We start from the raw sequence: 19505 nt of genomic DNA on the forward strand, positions 1-19505 counted from the left end.
TTCAGGGTCCGGCGTCGTACAGGGTCGAGAAGGAGCCGAGCAGTGCAGGTCGCAGGGGCTGGCCCCGCCGCTGGGCAGGGTGGCGCGGCCGGAGCGTCCCCGTCACCGTCGCCGACCGCGACGATGCCCGAGGCGGATCAGGCACCGCGTGTCCCATCCGCGACGCCCGCGCCGTCCACGGCGCCCGTCCCGGCGGCGTCGCAGACCGGGCTCGCCCAGCCGGCGCGCGTTCCACCGACGCCACCGGCCCGCCGGCCCTCAGGGCCGCGGCACGCCGCCCGGACAGCTTCGGTCGGCGCGGCCGACCTGGGCCGGAACCCCGGCGTGCTGGCCCGGCGGTCGCGCGCGCAGAGCCGGGTCCGCTGGGAGCTGCTGCGCAACCTCATCCGCAAGGACCTCAAGGTCAAGTACAAGGGCTCGACCCTCGGCTTCGCCTGGTCGCTGGCCAACCCCTTGCTCCTGCTGGTCGTCTACACGTTCGTGTTCCAGGTCGTGTTCAAGTCGGGCGTGCCGCGGTTCGGCATCTACTTCCTCGCCGGGATGCTGGTCTGGAACGCGTTCGCGGGCAGCGTCGCGTCGGCCTGCGGCAGTGTCATCGGCAACGCCAACCTGGTGAAGAAGGTCCGGTTCCCGCTGCCGGTCCTGCCGCTGAGCGCAGTCGGCTTCGCCGCGGTGCACTTCGTGCTGCAGCTGCTGGTGCTGTTCGTGGTGGTGCTGGCGCTCGGCTACCCGCTGCTCGGCGGCGGTCTGGTGCTGCTCATCCCGGCCGGCGCGGTCGCGCTGGTCTTCACGACCGGCATGTCGATGCTGGTCTCCGCGCTGTCGGTCCGGTTCAAGGACACGCCGCACCTCATCGAGGTGGCGCTGATGGCCTGGGTCTGGGCGAACCCGATGGTCTACGCGTTCGGGCTGATCCAGAACCGGCTGCACGAGTACACCTGGATCTACCTGCTCAACCCGATGGCCGTCGTCGTCGCCACCTTCCAACGGGCGATCTACGTCAACGACGTCTCCATCACGCGTGCGGACGGTACGACGTCGAATGTCCTCGCCGACCCGGGATACCTCTTCTACCTCAAGCACCTGGGCATCGCCGGTCTGATCTCGCTGGGCGTGCTGGCCGTCGGTATCTGGGTGTTCCGCAAGCTGCAGGCCGACTTCGCCGAGGATCTCTAGTGCCCCAGACCTCCCCCCCGCACGCGCCCCCCGGCCACGAGGCCACCCCGGCCGGCCGGGCGGCCAGTGCCGGCACCGCGAGCGTCAGTGCCGGCGTGCTGCCGGCCGGCGGCCCGGTCGCCCGCGGCGGCGCCGCAGCAGGCGCCCCGACGGTGATCCGCGCGACCGGCGTCAGCAAGAAGTTCGTCTCCTACCACAAGCGGGCGACGAGCCTGAAGGAGATGTTCGTCCGCCGCGGCGGCCTGTCCGGCGAGGACTTCTGGGCTCTGCGCGACATCAACATCGAGATCCCCCGCGGCCAGACGGTGGGGCTCGCCGGCGCGAACGGCTCGGGCAAGTCGACGACGCTCAAGGTGCTCGCCGGCATCCTGCGCCCGACCAGCGGCAAGGTCGAGGTCAACGGGCGAATCGCCTCGCTACTGGAGCTCGGTGCCGGTTTCAACGGCGAGCTGACCGGCCGGGAGAACGTCTACCTGAACGCGGCCCTGCTCGGCCTGACCAAGCGCGAGACCGACAAGCTGTTCGACGCGATCGTCGACTTCGCCGAGCTGCGGCACAAGATCGACGACGAGGTGAAGCACTACTCGTCCGGCCAGTACGTCCGGCTCGGCTTCGCCGTCGCGGTGCACGTCGACCCGGACATCCTGCTCGTCGACGAGGTCCTCGCCGTCGGCGACGAGGCCTTCCAGCGCAAATGCCTCGCCAAGATCGAGGAGTTCCGCCAGCAGGGCCGCACGATCCTGTTCGTGACCCACTCGCTCGACCTGATCGAGAACATGTGCGACCGGGTGATCGTGCTGGAGTCCGGCAAGATCATTCACGACGGCGCGCCGGCCGTCGGCACCAAGCTGTTGCGCCAGCGGCTGGGCAGCTCGCCGACCGAGGGTGAGGGCGCCTTCAGCCAGGCGACCGTCCGGCCGGAGACGATCGGCTACAGCGACGCGCCGGGCGGCCAGCCGAAGATGTCCTTCGAGCCGGGCGAGTCGCTCACGATCACCGTCGGACTTGAGACCGACGAAGACCATCCCGAGCGGGTCGCCGTGCGCTGCATCGCGGTCGGCCCCCAGGAACTGCCGATCTGGGTGATGCAGACCCCCCCGGGTGGCGTCCAGATCAGCTCAGGCTTCTCGCTGCTGGACTTCACCATCGACGCGTTGCCGACCCTGCTCGGCGCCTTCGCCGTCCGGGTCGAGGTGGCCGACGCGACGACCGGCAAGCCGATCACCGAACGGCGTTTCCACGATCTGTTCGGAGTCCACGGTTCCCACGGTGAAGGCCTTGTGAAGGTCGACTACGAGGCGAGGCTTCGCGCATGACCGTGCAACCTGTTGGGGTGCACCCGCTCGAGGTGGCATCCCTGACCAAGGACGCGCCCGAGGCACCGGTGCCGGCGCTCGGCGGCACGGACGGCGGCGGGCCCGCGGGCGGCTGGGGTGACCGGCCGCTCGCGACGATCGTCATCGTCAACTGGAACGGCGCCCACCTGCTGCCGCCGTGCCTGGACGCGGTCGCCAAGCAGAACACCGCCTTCGGGTTCCAGACCTGGGTGGTGGACAACGCGTCGTCCGACCATTCGCGGGCGCTGCTGGCCGAGCGCTACCCGTGGGTGCGGGTGATCGAGTCGCCGAAGAACCTCGGCTTCGCGGGCGGCAACAACCTGGCGCTGCGCCAGGTCAACACCACCTTCGCGGTGCTGCTGAACAACGACGCGGTGCCCCAGGTCGACTGGCTGGCCAACCTGCTCGCCCCGTTCGAGCAGCCCGGCGGCGAGAAGCTCGGCGCGGTCACCGGCAAGGTCGTCTTCCTGCCCCGCTTCCTGCGGCTGCGCCTGGAGACGCCGACCTTCTCGCCGGGCCCGCACGACTCACGGTCGCTCGGCGTCCGGATCTCCGCGGTTACCGTCAACGGCCGCGACGTGCTGCGCGAGGTGCTCTGGGAGCGGCTCACGTTCGGTGCCGAGGGCCCCCCGGACGCGCCGTTCTTCTGGACCCGCGGCTCGGGCGAGCTGCTGGTTCCGGTGCCCGACGACGGCCCGGTGACGCTCGGCCTGACCTGGGCCGCCGAGGCCCCGAAGACCGTCGTGGTCAGCTGGGACGGCCATGCCGGCCCGGCCGACGGCGGACCCGGCTGGGCCGCGGCCGACGGCGGTGCCGCGCGTTTCGCCGCGCTGCCCGTGGCGGGCACCGAGCCGAACACAGTCTCGGTGACCATCGACGCCACGTCGCCGCGGGTCGACGTCATCAACAACGTCGGCGGGATCGTGCTGCGCGACGGCTACGGCGCCGACCGGGGCTACCAGGAGGTCGACACCGGCCAGTTCGCGAACCCGGAGGAGGTCTTCACCGCCTGCGGGAACGGGATGGCGATGCGCGCCGCGCTCGGCCACGACGTCGGCTGGTTCGACGACGATTTCTTCCTCTACTACGAGGACACCGACCTGTCCTGGCGGATCCGCTCCCGCGGGTACAGCATCCGGTACGTGCCCGGCGCCGTGCTGCGCCACGTCCACTCCGCGTCTAGCGTCGAGTGGTCGCCACTGTTCGTGTTCCACACCGACCGCAACCGGCTGCTCATGCTGACCAAGGACGCGACCCTGCCGCTCGCCGTGTCCGCGGTGGCGCGCTATCCGATGACGACGGCGTCGATCGCGCTCCGTACGGCGCGCCAGGGCTGGGCGGCCCGCAGCCGGCCGGCGGTCCGGCCGACGCTGTTGCGGCTGAAAGTGATCGGCTCGTATCTACGGCTGTTCCCTGCGATGGTCACGCGGCGGCGGGAGATCGGCCGCACCGCGAGCGAACGACGTCGCTCGCTGCAGGACTGGCTGGTGTCACGATGACCGACCGTCCCGACGAGCGCGACCGGCCCGAGACGCCGGACCCGGCGGACTCCGACGGCGGTACCCCGCGCGGCTACGGCGCGGACCGGCCCGGCGCCGGCTCGTTCGGCCGCGACCAGCTCCCCCCGCCGGCCACCGACGACGCGATCACCTTCGACCCGCTCGACCCGCTGGGCCTGAGCCGGCTCGGTCCGCTGGACCAGTTCGACCGGCCCGACCCGCTGGACCAGCCCACCCGGCTTGATCCGTTCGCCCGACCCGAATGGATCACCGGGGACGCCTTCGACACCGGGCGTCCGGGTGGCGAGGACCGCGCCATCGAGCTTCCCGGAGCCGCCGACCTGGAGCGCTTCCTGCGTCCGGACGAGCCGTCGGACCGGCCGGGCCGGCTGAGCCCGCTCGCGTCGTTGGACCCCCTGCCGCCCCTGTACCCCCGCGAACCGTCTGCCCCGCTTGAGCCGTCCGCGCCCTTCGACGCCACGCCGCCTGCCGCGGCCCCGGTGCCGCCGGCGGACAGCGGGCCCGGCGCGCACCTTCCGGCCGCCCGCCCCGTCGGCGAGCCCGTCGAGGGGTTGGTCATCGACCGCGCCACCGGTCTGCCCGTCGAGCTACCCAGCCGCGTCACCCCCGAGCCCCGGCTCACGGGCGCGGCTCGGCGCGCTGAGCCGACGCCGGCCGTCGAGCCGACACCGGCCGTCGAGCCGACACCGGCCGTCGTCGTGGACCAGGTGACGGACACGGACGCCGACCAGGCGCTCGACGTCGACCTGCGAGAGCCGCCGGACGACCTGCCGCGCTGGGACCCGCTGTCCGACGACCTGCCCGAGGAGCTGGCCGCCGGCCTCGCCGCCGAGCCGGTGGCGGATGACGCGCCGCTGCCCAGACGGCGGCCCCCGTGGTCCGACGGCCCTGACACCGACCCGGCCGAGGTCGGCTGGTTCGACATCAGCCGCGCCGACGCCGGCCAGATGGAGGTGAGCCAGCCGGAGGTGAGCCAGCCGGAGGCGAGCCAGACTGAGGCGGACCGTCCCGACGCGGGCAGGCCGACCGACGCCGCGACGCCCGTGTTCACGGACCAGGACACGACAGCCGTCCCCAGGTCGCGTCTCGCCAGCTTCCTGGCCGGAGTCAGCGCCGCCGCCGTCAACGACGCGGCCCCCTCCGAGAGCGGCCCGGTCGCCCACACCCCGGCCGAGCGGGTCCCGGTCGAGCGCATGCCGGTCGAGAGCGGGCCGGCCGACCGTGCCGACGAGGACCCGGCACCCAGCCCGGCCAGCCCGGACCTGACGGCCGGCGACGATCTCCCGGCCAGCGACGATCTCCCGGCCAGCGTGGACCTCCCGGCCAGCGCGGACCAGCCGGACCGCCTGGGCGGAGCGCCTACGACAGCTCCCTCAGCGTCGGCCGACCCGCTGGACGACCTGGTGTTCGAGCCGTTCCCGACCGAGCCGGTCACGCCGTTCCCGGGCGGCGACTTCGACCTGCTGGCCGAGCGCTTCCCGGCCCCCGACACGTTGCCCGGAAGCTCGTACCCCACCTTCGATCCGGTCGGGGACATTCGGGTCTCGGTGGGACCCGACGGGCTCCCGTTCGCCGACGAACGCGTGATCGACGCGGACGACTTCCTCGACGTGGACCATGGTTTCCAGCCGGCGCCCGCCGCCGCGGCAGACCCGGCGCCGGTCGCCGACGACCACCCCGTCGCCCCTGACGCCGACGTTCTCGACGCGGACGAGGAGCCGCCGGCACCTGTGGCCGACAACGTCCCGGCCGGGTCCGGCGTCCAGACCGTCATGAGCCAAGGCGTCTTCGTCGACCCGTCCGGGGCAGCGCCGCCGGCAGAGACCTCCGAGCCCGCCCCGCTGCCGACCGCCAGCAGCGTCCCGAGCCAGCCCGTGATCGACGAGCCGGCGCGACCGGAACCGCCCGCCGCGGAGGAACCGCCGGCCACCGAAGAACCTGTGGCCACCGAGGAACCCACGGTCGCCGAGGCGCCAGTGGTCGAGGAGCCACTGGCCGAGGCGCACGACGGCCCGACGGGCGACGCCAACCATGGCGAGACCGCAGCCGGGGACGAGAACCAGGACGCGGCCAACCCGCCCGGGCCGGTGCACCCGGACCACCCGTCCGACCTGGCCTTCATGACCTACTCGGGCTTCGCGGGCTCCCGGCGCCACGTCGGCTTCCAGGTCGGGTCGCTGCCGGAACCGGCCGTCCCCGACCGGGGCGTGCCGAACCTGGTCACCCCGGAGCCGGCCGCCGCCGCGCTCGTGACCGACGGGCCGCAGGCACACGACGAACCAGCGGGAGCCAACACCCTGACCAACGCCGAACCGATCGAGCCGCGGCTGAACGAGGACGAACCGGCGCCGCTGCCGGCGGCCATCACCACAACCGCCGAAGCTGAACCGATCGTCGAACCCGAGGCGCCGTCGCGGGACGAGCCGGCCTCCCAGCCCGACCCGCGGCCCAGGCCGGAGACCGCCGAGCGGCCCGCGGCCTACCGGGAGCCGGAGCCCGCCGGGCAGCCGGGACCGTCGGTGGTGCCGTCGGGCCGCCAGGTGCGGGCCGCCGTCTACAACCGGTTCTGGCACTCGATGGGCGGCGGCGAGCGGCACAACGGCATGATCGCCCAGGTGATGGCCGGAGACGGCGCCAACGTCGACATCCTCGGCCACTCCGACGTCGATCTCGCCAAGCTGGGCGCGCACCTCGGCCTCGACCTCTCCGGCTGCCGCTACGTGCGGATCCCGGACCGGGGCGAGGACGACCTGTCGGTGCTGTCGGGCGAGTACGACCTGTTCATCAACGGCTCGTACATGAGCCGGATACCGACCCGGTCGCGCAAGGCGGCCTACCTGTGCTTCTTCCCGACGCCGTTCGACCACGACATGGCGGCGTGGCGCAAGGCGGCGGTCCGGTCGGCCGGCCCGCTGCTGCGCGGCGTGCGCCCGGCCGTCGACTTCGGCCTCGGCTGGTACCCGCCGGAGGGGGGCAGGGTCCGGCAGTGGCGCTGGTCGTCCGGCAGGGCGATCCTCTCGATCTCCGCCGGCGGCCGGCGGGCGCTGCGCGCCGAGTTCGGCCGCCCCGGCGCCCCGACCGGCACCCCGCTGCGCATCCTCGCCCCGAACGGCGACACGATCGCCAAGATCGACGTCGGCGCGGAGTTCGTCGGGCACGACATCCCGCTGCCGGAGTCCGAGGTCGGCACCGAGATCACGCTGGTCAGCGAGCCGTTCACGCCGGGGGCGGCGGACGTCCGCGAGCTGGGCATCGCGATCAGCCGGCCCCGGCTGGTGGACGCCCAGGAGAGCCTGCCGGCAAAGGTCGCGCTGCGCTTCCCGTGGCTGCTGCGCGACCCGCACGACCTCGCCTGGCTGGACCGCTACGACGTCGTGATGGCGAACTCCGACTTCACCCGCACCTGGATTCGCCGGATGTGGCGCAACGAGGCCGACGTCCTCTACCCGCCGATCCAGGTCGAGCGGCTGCGTCCGGCGCCCGTGCGGGAGAAGTCCATCATCACGGTGGGCCGCTTCTTCGCGCCGGGCCTCGGGCACGCCAAGCGGCAGCTGGAGATGGTCCAGTGGTTCGCCGAGCTCCACAACGCCGGCGCACTGCCCGGCTGGACGCTGCACGTCGTCGGTGGCATGGAGGACTCGCAGCAGAACTACGTCGAGCAGGTCCGCGCGGCCGGTGCCGGCCTGCCGGTCGAGCTGCACCCGAACGCGCCCCGGCCGGAGGTCGAGCGGCTGCTCTCGACGGCCTCGGTGTTCTGGTCGGCGACGGGCTGGGGCGAGGACGAGCGACGCAAGCCGTGGACGGCCGAGCACTTCGGGATGACGACGGTCGAGGCGATGGCCGGCGGCTGCGTCCCGGTGGTCATCGACCGGGCCGGGCAGCGGGAGATCGTCCGGCACAGCATCGACGGCTTCCGCTGGACCGAGCCGGAGCAGCTGATGTCGTTCACCCGCCGGCTCGCCGCCGAGGAGGGGCTGCGGTCCCGGCTGGCCGAGGAGGCGGTCGAGCGGGCCCAGCTGTTCTCCGACGAGGCGTTCGCGGAGCGCTGGCGGACGATCGCCAGCCGTCACCACCTGTACGAAGGCTGACCAGATGAGCGGCGCGGCCGAAGCGCCGCTGCGGGTCGTCCTCGACGGCACCCCGCTGCTGGGCCAGCGCACCGGGGTCGGCCGGTACGTCGAGAACCTGCTCGCCGGGCTCGCGGATCTGGTCGACGAGCGCGACGAGCCTGGCTGTCCCCTGGAGCTCGCCGCCACCGCGTTCACCTGGCGAGGCCTCGCCGGACTCGCCCAGGCGCTGCCGCCCGGGGTCGCCCCGGCCGCCCGGCGCGCGCCGGCCCGATTGCTCCAGGAGTCCTGGGCCCGCGGCGAGCGGCTGCCGGTCGAGCTGTTCACCGGCCGGGCCGACGTACTGCACGCCACCAACTTCGTGCTCCCGCCAGTGCGCGGTGCCCGTGGCGTGCTCACCGTCCACGACCTGTCCTATCTGCGGACCCCGGACGCGGTCAGCACGGCGTCCGCCCGGTACACGACGCTGGTCCCCCGGGGCCTGCGCCGGGCCGCCGCCGTGATCACCCCAAGCCAGGCCGTCGCCGACGAGGTCATCGGCGCCTACCGGCTGCACCCCGACCTCGTGACGGTGACCCCGCTGGGCGTCGACGGCGCCTGGTTCGACGCGCGGCCGCCGTCCCAGGACTGGCTGCGCGCGCACGGCATCCCCGAGCGCTACCTGCTGTTCGTCGGCACCGCCGAGCCACGCAAGAACCTGGCTGCGCTGCTGTCCGCGCTGCGTGGCCTGCACGGCAGCTACCGGGACATCCCCCCGCTGGTGCTCGTCGGCCCCGCGGGCTGGGGACCGGCCCTGGACACGGCCGGCCTGCCCGAGGGCGCGGTCATCACCGCCGGCTATCTCGACCCCGCTGACCTGCGCACCGCCGTCGCGGGCGCGGTCGCGTTGTGCTTCCCGTCCCGGTACGAGGGGTTCGGGCTGCCGCCGCTGGAGGCGCTCGCCGCCGGCACCCCGGTCGTGGCCGTCGACATCCCGGCGGTGCGCGAGGTGACCGCCGCGGTCGTCGGCCGGGCCGTGCGGCTGGTACCGCCGGCCGACGTCGACCGCCTCGCCGACGCGCTGCTGGATGTCATCGACGGGGGTTACGCCGGCCTCGCGGACGGCCCGACCCGCGGCGCCGAGCCGGCCGGCCCGCGCGAGGCCGGCCGGGCCCACGCCCGCACCTTCACCTGGCGGCGCACCGCCCGCCTGACCGCCGAGGTCTACCGCCGGGCCGCGCGGTCCTGACCCGGTTCAGTCGGCCGGGAAGACGACCCCGTCGGCGCTCGACACGGTCACGGTCGCTGCGGCCGACGGCTGCGCCGGCAGCGGCGCGGCGTCGGACTGCGCCGGCACCTCGTCGACGTGGACGTAGCGGCCACCGCGCAGCAGCGACGCGGCGGCGGCGATCAGGGTGATGACGATCGCCATCGTGAAGACGATCACGAGACCGTGGTGGAACGGCGAGGCGATCAGCGACGGGAAGAACTCCCTGCCCGTCAGGGTGTGCGCGTCGGCCGGCGGGATCTTGGCAAGGGTGTCCGAGCCAACCAGGTGCTCGACCGGGTTGTAACCGAGGAACGCGGCGAACAGGCTGCCCACCGGAGGAAGGGAACCAATCCGGGTCGCGACGTCCGCGGGCACGCCGTGGGAGGCCAGGCCGTCCGTCAGGGTCCGGGGCAGCACCGACGCGAGACCGGCGATCATCAGCGAGAAGAAGACGCCGATGGACAGCACGCTGCCCGAGTTCATGAACGTCGAGCGCATCCCCGAGGCTGAGCCGCGCATCTCGGCCGGGACCGCGTTCATGATCGCGGTGCTGTTCGGAGCGGCGAACAGCCCCGAGCCGATGCCGATGAGCAGGAGCAGCAACGCGAACGACGGGTAGTGGAAGTTCGTCGGGATCAGCAGCAGGCCCAGATACCCGGCCGCGGAGGCGACCAGTCCGCCGGTGGAGAACACCTTCGCGCCGTACCGGTCGGACAGCGCCCCGGACACCGGCCCGGCGACGAGGAAGCCGATCGTCAGCGGCAGCATGTAGATGCCGGCCCACAGCGGGGTCTGCTCGTAGTCGTAGCCGTGCAGCGGCAGCCAGATCCCCTGCAGCCAGATGATCAGCATGAACTGCAGGCCGCCACGGGCGACCGCGCCCAGCAACAGCGCGATGTTCCCCGCGGCGAACGAGCGGATCCGGAACAGGCCCAATTGGAACATCGGCTGCTCGGCCCTGGTCTCGATCACCGCGAAGATCCCGAGCACGACCACGCCGCCGATCAGCGCGGTGAGCACCTTGGGGTTCGTCCAGCCCATCATGTGGCCGCCGTAGGGCTGGATGCCGTAGGTGACTGCGGCGAGCAGCGAGGTCAGGCCGACGGCGAAGGTCAGGTTGCCCAGCCAGTCGATCTTCGCGGCGGTCCGCCGGCCGTTGTCCCGCAAACTGAGGTAGGCCCAGATGGTGCCGGCGATGCCGATCGGCACGTTCACCCAGAAGATCGCCCGCCAGTTCCACTCGGAGAGCACGCCACCGAGCACCAGCCCGAGGAACGAGCCGGCCAGGGCGGCGACCTGGTTGATGCCGAGCGCCATCCCGCGTCGGTTCGCCGGGAACGCGTCGGTGATGATCGCGGCCGAGTTGGCGGTCAGCATCGCGCCGCCGATGCCCTGCACGACCCGCATGATGATCAGCCAAAGGGCGGCCTTCGACCCCGTCCACGGAGTGAGCGCCAGGGCCGCCGAGGCGACGGTGAAGACGGCGAAGCCGGCGTTGTAGATCCGGACCCGGCCGTACATGTCGCCGAGCCGGCCGAGCGAGACGACCAGGACGGCGACCACGACCATGTAGCCCATGAGCATCCACAGCAGGTAGCTGATGTTGCTGGGTTCCAGCGGGTCCAGCCCGATGCCACGAAAGATGGCCGGCAGCGAGATGATCACGATCGAGGCGTCGATCGTGGCCATCAGGACACCGACCGTCGTGTTCGACAGCGCGACCATGGCGTAGCGCCGGCTCCGGGCGTCGTCCGGGCCGTCTGAGGTGGTGGGGGCCGAGCTGTCCGGTGAGGCGGGCCTCGCGGTCATCGTGGGTGCGACTCCCCTCCGGGCCCAAGCCATGGCGTCACGGCGCGCGGGGACGAGACGTCCCGCCCGAGACTCGACGCCGTCCGCGAGTTCCTGGCCGCGCACGGCCCGAGCGGGGCTCTCCCCGCCGCGACCGGCGCCTGTCGGCCAGGCAGCCGGGGCACCGGCGGACGTGGTCCGCGGCACCCGGGCTGGTCCCGCACGCGCAGCCACCGGCGGGCCCGACAGGCCGGCGGCACATGCTTGCTTAACCAAAGCTAACAATCCAAAGCGGCCGACGCTATCCCCGCCAAGCCGGCAACCTGGGCAAACGGCCACAAACCACTGCGATGACTGACGCGGGCAGAACCCGAGAAGAATCACTAGCGGGGTGTCGATTCGGCCCGAGGCCGTTCGTCGGACCGTTGAGTGGCCCGAACGGCGGGCCCCGCGATGACAGGGGACACGCGATGGCGCAGTACCTGATCCTGATCTACGAGAACGAGGCCGGCTACGCCGAAGGCGACGAGGCGGTCTATGGCCGGGTCATGCAGGGGCACATCACCTTCAACGAGAAGAACGCCGCGGCGGTGAGCGGCGGCAACGCCCTGCAGCCGGAGGCGACCGCGACCTCGATCCGCTCGGACGGTGCCGGCGGGTTCGCCGTCACCGACGGGCCGTTCGCCGAGACCAAGGAGGCCCTCGGCGGCTACTACCTGGTCGAGGCGGCCAACCTGGACGAGGCGATCGCGATCGCCAAGGAGGTTCCGGCCGAGTTCGGCGGCGTCGAGGTCCGCCCGATCCGGGTCTTCAACTGAGCCGGACCGGCCCACGACGATCGTCTGACGCGGCCGGCGCGGCCGGATGACGGAGGACCCGAGCCCGGGTGCCTCCGACCGGGAGGGCCGCGGTTCGCGCGCGGCCGCGGCCGCCGAGGTGGCGGCCGCGGTCGCGGACGCGCACCGGCGCGAGTGGGCGTTCGTGCTCGCCGCAACGGTGCGCGTCACCCGCGACCTCGACCTCGCGGAGGAATGCGTCCAGGACGCCTACGCCCGCGCGCTGACCGCGTGGGCCGGCGAGGGAATCCCGACCCGGCCTGGCGGCTGGCTCACGACCGTCGCCCGTAACCGGGCCCTGGACCTCTTGCGGCGGGACGCGACGCTGCGCCGCAGCCTCCCGCTGCTGCTGGAGGACGAGACCGAGCCGAGTCCGGAGGAGGGCCTGCTCGCGTCGCCCGGATCGCTTCACGGTCCGGCCAACCGCGGCCCGGCCGGGTGGCTGCCAGCCCGCGCGGCCAGGGCGCGGCCCGCTGGAGACCTTTCCGAGCTACCGATGGTCCCGGGCGCCGCCGACGACCGGCTGCGGCTGATCTTCATCTGCTGCCACCCGGCGCTGGCGCCCGAGGCACGGGTGGCGCTGACGTTGCGGCTGTTGTGCGGGCTCACGACGGTCGAGGTCGCGCGGGCGTTCCTCGTCGCCGAGACCACGATGGCCGCCCGGATCACCCGGGCCAAGAAGAAGATCACCGCGGCCCGCATCCCGTATCGGCTGCCACCCGCGCAGGAGCTGCCCGAGCGGGTCGACGCGGTGCTCACCGTCGTCCACCTGCTCTTCACCACCGGCCACACCGCGCCCGCCGGGGCGGACCTGGTGCGCCGCGACCTGGTCGAACGGGCCGTCGACCTGGCCAGGATGCTGCGGCTGCTGCTGCCGGACGACCCGGACGTCGCCGGCCTGCTCGCCCTGATCCTGCTGACCGACGCCCGCACCGCCGGACGGGTCGGGCCGGACGGGCGGCTGCTGCTCCTGGCCGAGCAGGACCGGGCCCAGTGGGACCGGGCCGCGATCGACGAGGGCCTCGGGCTCGTGCGCGCGGCGTTGGTGCGCCGGGGGCCGCGGCCCGGGCCGGGGCCGGCCAGGCTGCCCGGCCGGTTCCCGTTGATGGCCGCGATCGCCGCCGTCCACTCCGCGTCGCCGAGCTGGGCTGACACCGACTGGCGGGAGATCGTCGGCCTCTACGACCTGCTGGCGCACCGCTGGCCGTCACCGGTGGTGGCGCTGAACCGCGCGGTCGCGGTCGGCTTCGCCGACGGGCCGGCGGCCGGCCTCGCCGCCCTCGACGAGCTCGCCGCCGAGCCTCAGCTCGCCGGGTACGGCTACCTGCCCGCCGCCCGGGCCGACTTCCTGCGCTCCCTCGGCCGGGTCACCGAGGCCCGCCTCTCCTACGAGGAGGCGCTGATGCTCACGGAGAACAAGGTCGAGCGCGACTTCCTCGCCGGGCGGCTGGCGGAGCTGGGCCGCTGACGACAGCTCTTGCGGAGCCGGGCCGGGCCGCCGCACGCTTCGGTTCGCCTCCCCGCCATCGCCGGGAGGGCGGGGCGACCGGTGGAGGTGACCACGGCATGGCGACGCTGGCCGGGGGCGGGCAGGAACGGGTGTTAGCCGGCAAGGTCGCGATCGTGACCGGGGCCGGTCAGGGTGTCGGGCAGGGGATCGCCCTGGCGCTCGCCGGCGCGGGGGCGCACGTCGCGGTCTGCGGGCGCACCGAGGCGACGATCGACGCCACCCGGGCCGCGATCGAGGCCCGGGGCGCCAGGGCGGTCGCGGTCCGCTGCGACGTGATGGTTCCCGCCGACCTGGGCCGCCTGGTGGCCCGGACCGTCGAAGCGTTCGGAACGGTCGACATCCTGGTCAACTCGGCGATGGTCGTCCCAGCGGGCACGCTGCTGGAGATCAGCGAGGAGGCCGTCGCGGCGGGCTGGGAGTCCGGCCCGCTCGCCGCTCTGCGCCTGATGCGGCTGTGTCACCCCTACCTGCGTGGCGGAGGCACCGTCATCAACGTCTCGTCCAGTGCCTCGGTGAACCCGTCGACGCACAGCCGGGGCGTGTACGCGGCGACGAAGGCCGCGCTGAACGCGCTTTCCCGCGGCGCCGCGAACGAGTGGGGCCCCGACGGCATCCGGGTCAACACGATCTTCCCGCTCGCCAGCTCCCCCGCGCTGCGGCGCTTCGCCGCGGAGGAGCCCGACGCGATGGCCGACGTCATCGCCGGCATCCCGCTGCGGCGCCTCGGCGACCAGGAGACCGACATCGGCGCGGCCGCCGTCTTCCTCGCGAGCCCCGCCGCCGCCTACATCACCGGCGCCATCCTGCCCGTGGACGGCGGTGCCGCCTACGTCCGGTAGCCGGTCAGACGATCAAGGGACACGGGGCGTGGCCGGTGGCCGGCGGGGAAGCGGCCATCGGCGCGGCAGCCAACGGACGGCCGGGACGGCCGCGGCCCAGCGCGGCAGCGGCCAGCGCGGTACGGCGTTGCCCGCGAGAGTCCAGAGCGAGCAGGCGAGGCAGCCGAGCCCGAGCGCCGCGCAGAGAGCCAGGAGCCACAGGACGGCGGCCGGCGAGTGGACGCCGGACATCACCATCGCGGCCGCGAGCCGCCGGGCCGGGTGGTATCGCGCCAGCGCCGGGTACTTGAACGCGAGCTCACGGGTGAACATCATCGCCGCGAACCCGCCGAGCCCGGCGACGACCAGGACCGTCGGCAGGCCGCGGCGGGCGAACGGCAGCGCGCCCAGGGCGGTGGCGAGCAGGAGCGCGGCGATCGGGATCGCCGGGAGCAGGTAGCGGGCGAACCACATGCCACCGGCGGCGACGTAGCCGACCAGGGTGGCCGTCACCACCGCGACGTGCAGCGCGATCAGCAGCCAGGCGACCACCGCCAGCGTTCGCGACCGCCAGCCGCTGTCCAGGCCCGGTAGGGACCAGCGGGCCACCCAGCGCGCCACGGCCAGTAGCAGGCCGGCCGCGAACACCCAGAGCAGCAGCGTCGGCACGGGCCGCAGGACCGGCCCTTCGCCGATCAACGCGACGCGCCCGAACGAGCCCCGATAGATCGCCGACCAGAACGCGGGCGACCGCAGAATCTGCGAAATCGACATCGGCGACGAGCTCGTCGGGAACATCCGGGCGATCAGGCCCGAACCGGTGATGTCGCCGTAGAGCGACTGGTTGCGCCGGTAGAACCAGCCGATTCCGGCGACGAGCACCACGACTCCGGCCAGCGTCGTCGCAACCCCGCGTCCGACCTGCCGCCACACCGGCAGCCGGCCGCGCCGTCCGGACGACCGTCCCGCTTCCTGCGCGCCGTCGGCCGGCGACGCGGTCGTGGACGGGCCGTCGGCCGGCGGCGGGGTCGTGGACGGGCCGTCATCCGGCGGAACTGTCCTGGACAGGCCGGCGTGCAGGGCGACGGCGATCCCGGCGGTCGGCACGATCAGGCCCGCGGCCAGGAGTCCACTGGCTCGGGTGGAAGCGGCCGCCAGCACCGCGGCGCCGAGGACGACGAGCCTCCCCGTGGACGGTCCACGACGCAGCACGACCACGACCGCGGCCAACGCCAGGGTGATCGTCAGCACCGCGAGCGCGTCGTTGTAGACCTGCCCGGCCGTGTTCACGAACATGCCGACGACACCGGTGATCGCCGCGGCACCGACCGCCAGGTCCGGGCGGCCCGGTAGCAGCTCGCGAACCAGCCAGGCGACGGCTACCAGCGCGAGGATGCCGAACCCGATGTTGACGAGCCGCGCCGCGCGGAACCCCGCGAGTGGATGACCGGCTTCCAGGCCGATCTTCAGGGGCACCGCCTCGATCGCGTAGAACAGCGGCGGATGGTTCGCGGTGTAGGTCACCTGGGTGTTGCCACGGATGCCCCGTGAACCCCGCGCGCAGGCCGGCATACCGCCGTCGACGGCCATCTGCACGGCCAGCGAGGTCGGATGGGAGGCCGTGCTGGCCGGGACGGCCGCGGGTCGGACGCCCTCGGAGCCCGCGCCCCCGCCGAGGCCCGGGGTGGCAGGGCCCGGCGTGGCGCGGCTCGTCGACGAGAGGGTCTTGACGGTCCGGCCCCGGTTCCTGGCCGCGTCCGGCACGGCGGCCGGGCCGGCGCGCCCGGTGGCGTAGGAACGGCTGTTCACGCCGAGGCGAGCGATCTCGATCCCCGCGCGGGCCTGCTCGGGGGTTACCCGGCAGTCGGCCGGAATGCCGGGCATCCCAGGCAGCACGGCATGAACGGGGGTACCGAGGACGGGGAGGGTCCCGCTCGCGACGTCGAGGGCGTAGGAGGTGTGCTGGGCCTCGTCCCCGCTGGTGAACGGCGGCATGGCGAGCGCCGTGAGGCCCGCCAGCGCCGCGAAGACCATTCCCGCGCCGACGACACCGACCGCCACCCACCGCCGCACCGCCGCGGCGGCGCCGCCGCCGGTCTCGTGCTGGGTCCGGCCGTGCTCGTTACCCGACAGCCCCGTCGTCACGTAGGTTCCCGATCGCCCGCGGGCGGCCGGCCACGCCGGCCAATTCGCCCAAAGGAGACCGTAGCGGCCGACGGGATCGGGCCGGCACGCACCCTACGCAGCCGGGCGATCACGGCGAAACGTACCGGCCGTCGAGGAGTCCGGACGCCGGGGGCTCTGACGCTGGGGCCCTGTGCTGCGGCCCGGGTCAGGCCTCGGCGGAGTACGCCGAGTAGGGGCGGCGGGACGGGTCGGCTGCGCCGGGCGGCGCGGCGTCGGTGTCCAGTGCCGGCAGATCAGCGATGGCGGCGAAGTCGTGCTCGCCCTGGCCCCGGCGGGCGGCCTCGGCCGTCAGCTGGAGCACGGCCTGCGCGACACCGAGCGGGCGCGGGGTCGCGCGGCAGGCGAGGCGGACGTCCTTCGCCAACGCCTCGACCGTGAACGCGGCCGCGGTGAAGTCCCCGGACTCGATCATCGCCCGCTTGTAGCCGAGGACACCGCCGAGGAACCCGCCGGCCAGCTCGCCGACGACCAGATCCCGGTCGAGGCCCAGGTCGGCCCCCAGGGCGAGGGACTCGGCGATGCTGGCCATCGCCTCGGCGAGGCTCAGGTTGACCACCAGCTTCAACGCGCTGCCGGCGCCGACGTCGCCCACGTGGACGATCTTCCCCGGGTCGCCGAACAGCTCGAGCACCGGTCTGGCCGCGGCGAGGTCGGCCGGGCTCGCGCCGACGAGGATCTTCAACGTGCCGTCCCGGGCCGGGCCCAGGGTCCCGGCGACCGGGGCGTCGACGTAGCGCAGCCCGGCGGCGTTCGCGGCCCGGCCGAGCTCGCGGGCCGCCTCGGGCCCGACCGTGGTCCCGTTGATGACCAGGAGACCGGCGGGGGCCGCGACGTGGACGGACTCCATCACCTCGCCGGCCGACTCGGGCCCGAAGAGCATCAGCACAGCGACGTCCGCGTCGGCCACCGCGTCCGCCACCGAGCCGGCCTCGCGAGCACCGGCCGCGACCAGCTCGAGCGCCCGCGCCGGCGTCCGGTTCCAGATCGTGAGCTCATGCCCGCCGGTCAGCACGTGGGCCGCCATCAGCCGGCCCATCTTCCCCATCCCGAGAAACGCCACTCGCACGTCGGACCTCCCGTCGTCGCCAACCCACCATCGGGTCCCGTGGCTCCCCACCGCCGACAGCACCGTGGCCGCCGCCACGCGTCGCACGGCGGCTCCTGCCGCAAGGAACAACGCGGCCGCCCCGAACTATTGCCTACCCGGCTCAACCGCCCTCGCGCGCCGGCCGGCCCAGGTCTCTGCCTGCCCGCGATCGGCTGTCACGGAATGGCCACCGTCTCGGCACTCCGGTCCAATGCCACGGCCGGGTCGGAGGTGGCGGCAGGATCAGTAGACGGGATGGCGGCGCCAGGCTCGGGCGTGGTCCGCTCGGCGCCGCGACGCAGGGCACGGGCGAGACTGGCGGCGCCGAGGACCGCCGCGGCCCCGAGGATCCCGATCACCGAGGCCAGATACCGGTAGTCGAACCCCGCGGTCGCCGCGCTGAGCGCCAGGACGGACAGGCCGCCGCCGCCCAGCAGCCAGAACGCCGGTGGCGGGCCGGTCCGGCGCCGCAGCCGCGCGATCGGCCCGGCCAGCAGACCGGCTACCAGCCCGGCCCCCACCAGCGGCATCGGCGCGTAGGCCAGCCGGGCGTAGGCGGCCAGCGGCCCGGCCAGCCCGTGGCTGAGCCTGGTCGTGACGAAGTAGCCGTCGGCCGAGCGCGGGTCGCTGTCCTGGGCCGCGTTGGTCAGTTGGTTGGGCAGTTCCCAGGTGTCGGGCCGGGAGGTCGTGGGCGTCTCGTGCCGGGTCGGCGTGAAGTAGCCGGCGAAGTAGGCGACCGAGGTACGCAGCATCATCCCGGGCTGGGCCCGGATCACGGCGTCCGCGAACTCGCCGGCCAGCTGCTCGCGGCCTTTCGGGATACGGGTGTGGCCCTGGCGCAGCGGCGAGTTGGCCAACCAGAGGTAGCTGTCGGGCTGGCCACGGTCGGCGACGGGCCTCGGGTCACACAGCGTGGACAGCTGCGGCCGGTCCGCGGGCAGCACCGAGCAGTCGGCGAACGGCGCGACCCGGCCATAGAGGAAGAACCCGGAGTGCGCGGACACCGTGAACCCGGCGCCCCTGGACGCGCTCCACCCGCTGTAGGCGCAGATCGGCGCGGCCGCGGCCAGCCCGAACGACAGCAGCAACGCCCCCGCCCGGGACGCCGCGCGAAGCCGGGAGACGCCGCCCGACCGGCGGGCCCGCACGGCGGCGGTGCTCACGGTCAGCGCCAGGACGACGAAGCCGACCGCGAGCGGCCCGTAGCCGACGGTCCGCACCGGCAGGCTCGCGCCGAGCAACAACCCGGCGATCGGAACGACCGACAGCCGGGGCCGGCCCGGCACCGCGAGCAGCAGCAGGCCAAACCCGGTCAGCGCGCTGAACAGCGTCTCCGCGAGCACGAACTGGCCGAGATCCAGCACCCATGGCGACAGCAGCACCGGCGCCGCGCACAGCGCAGCCAGCCACGGCCGGCGGGTCACCCGGACGGCGACGGCGTAGGTGACGACGCCGACGAGGAACGTCAGCGACTGCTGGACGAGGACCAACCGGGTGAGGTGCTCCTCGCCGCGCACCAGCCGCAGGAACATCGGGTAGCCGCTGGGCCGCCAGTCCCCCGGCCACAGGCCGTGCCAGGCCTGGTCGAGATAGGCGCCCGAGTCGCCGAGGTACATCAACGCCGGCTGGTAGGCCGCGACCACGATCCCCCGGGCCGCGAGGGCGAGCGCCGCGATCAGCCCGAACAACGCGTGACGCCGCAGCAGCCGCCCGAGCCCGGACCCGGTGTCAGTGCGCGCCTCGGCGTCGACTGGGGCGGAGCCGGCGGGCGCCTCGACTGCGTCCGCCTCGACTGCGTCCGTCTGGGGGGCGGATCTGGGCTCGAAGGGTCCACGGGTGGCCGTGGGTGACTGGGCCATGACCGTCGGGGCGGTCATGGCCGGCTCGTCGGTCGGCGTCGCCATCGCCTCCAGTGTCCCAGCCGTCCCAG

Annotated in this window: 12 protein-coding genes; 8 read left to right on the forward strand and 4 right to left on the reverse strand. The window is 73.8% G+C overall.

The features are described 5' to 3' along the window. Positions 1 to 42: 42 nt before the first annotated feature. From I6A60_RS14820 to I6A60_RS14840, 5 genes are read left to right on the forward strand one after another with little or no spacing between them, the layout of a single operon-like run. Entirely contained in the window at positions 43 to 1176 is a 1134-nt protein-coding gene (locus tag I6A60_RS14820) for an ABC transporter permease (protein WP_307873684.1), read from the forward strand. Then, the gene (locus I6A60_RS14825; protein ID WP_203015999.1) at positions 1176 to 2492 is read left to right on the forward strand and encodes an ABC transporter ATP-binding protein; all 1317 of its coding nucleotides are present in this window, start codon (positions 1176 to 1178) and stop codon (positions 2490 to 2492) included. Before I6A60_RS14820 ends, I6A60_RS14825 begins: the two co-directional genes overlap by 1 nt. Beyond that, entirely contained in the window at positions 2489 to 4012 is a 1524-nt protein-coding gene (locus I6A60_RS14830) for a glycosyltransferase (protein ID WP_203016000.1), read from the forward strand. Before I6A60_RS14825 ends, I6A60_RS14830 begins: the two co-directional genes overlap by 4 nt. Further along, positions 4009 to 8121: a glycosyltransferase gene (locus I6A60_RS44005; protein ID WP_374113355.1), complete on the forward strand. Its 4113-nt coding sequence runs from the start codon at positions 4009 to 4011 to the stop codon at positions 8119 to 8121. The genes I6A60_RS14830 and I6A60_RS44005 overlap by 4 nt, the downstream gene beginning before the upstream one ends. Positions 8122 to 8125: 4 nt before the next feature. Beyond that, the gene (locus I6A60_RS14840) at positions 8126 to 9328 is read left to right on the forward strand and encodes a glycosyltransferase family 1 protein (RefSeq protein WP_203042260.1); all 1203 of its coding nucleotides are present in this window, start codon (positions 8126 to 8128) and stop codon (positions 9326 to 9328) included. 6 nt (positions 9329 to 9334) lie between these two features. On the opposite strand, the gene I6A60_RS14845 is transcribed toward I6A60_RS14840, so the two are convergent. Next, positions 9335 to 11158, reverse strand: coding sequence for an MFS transporter (locus I6A60_RS14845; protein ID WP_203016003.1), 1824 nt, complete (start codon positions 11156 to 11158; stop codon positions 9335 to 9337). Between the two features lie 449 nt (positions 11159 to 11607). Here I6A60_RS14845 and I6A60_RS14850 point away from each other — a divergent pair, with 449 nt between their 5' ends. The 3 genes from I6A60_RS14850 to I6A60_RS14860 all read left to right on the forward strand — a co-directional run bounded on the left by I6A60_RS14850 (position 11608) and on the right by I6A60_RS14860 (position 14322). Further along, entirely contained in the window at positions 11608 to 11955 is a 348-nt protein-coding gene (locus I6A60_RS14850) for a YciI family protein (RefSeq protein ID WP_203016005.1), read from the forward strand. A gap of 46 nt (positions 11956 to 12001) precedes the next feature. After that, positions 12002 to 13441: an RNA polymerase sigma factor gene (locus I6A60_RS14855; RefSeq protein WP_203016007.1), complete on the forward strand. Its 1440-nt coding sequence runs from the start codon at positions 12002 to 12004 to the stop codon at positions 13439 to 13441. A 98-nt stretch (positions 13442 to 13539) separates the two neighbouring features. After that, positions 13540 to 14322, forward strand: a complete 783-nt coding sequence (locus I6A60_RS14860; protein ID WP_203016008.1) for an SDR family NAD(P)-dependent oxidoreductase — start codon at positions 13540 to 13542, stop codon at positions 14320 to 14322. A 12-nt stretch (positions 14323 to 14334) separates the two neighbouring features. On the opposite strand, the gene I6A60_RS14865 is transcribed toward I6A60_RS14860, so the two are convergent. From I6A60_RS14865 to I6A60_RS14875, 3 genes are all read right to left on the reverse strand, one after another. Further along, positions 14335 to 16446: a hypothetical protein gene (locus I6A60_RS14865; RefSeq protein WP_203016010.1), complete on the reverse strand. Its 2112-nt coding sequence runs from the start codon at positions 16444 to 16446 to the stop codon at positions 14335 to 14337. Positions 16447 to 16633: 187 nt separating this feature from the next. Continuing rightward, positions 16634 to 17554, reverse strand: a complete 921-nt coding sequence (locus I6A60_RS14870) for an NAD(P)-dependent oxidoreductase (protein WP_203016012.1) — start codon at positions 17552 to 17554, stop codon at positions 16634 to 16636. 197 nt (positions 17555 to 17751) lie between these two features. Next, positions 17752 to 19479, reverse strand: coding sequence for a hypothetical protein (locus tag I6A60_RS14875; protein WP_203016014.1), 1728 nt, complete (start codon positions 19477 to 19479; stop codon positions 17752 to 17754). Positions 19480 to 19505: the final 26 nt, after the last annotated feature.

Source organism: Frankia sp. AgB1.9, from assembly GCF_016786355.1.
Classification (GTDB): Bacteria; Actinomycetota; Actinomycetes; order Frankiales; family Frankiaceae; genus Pseudofrankia.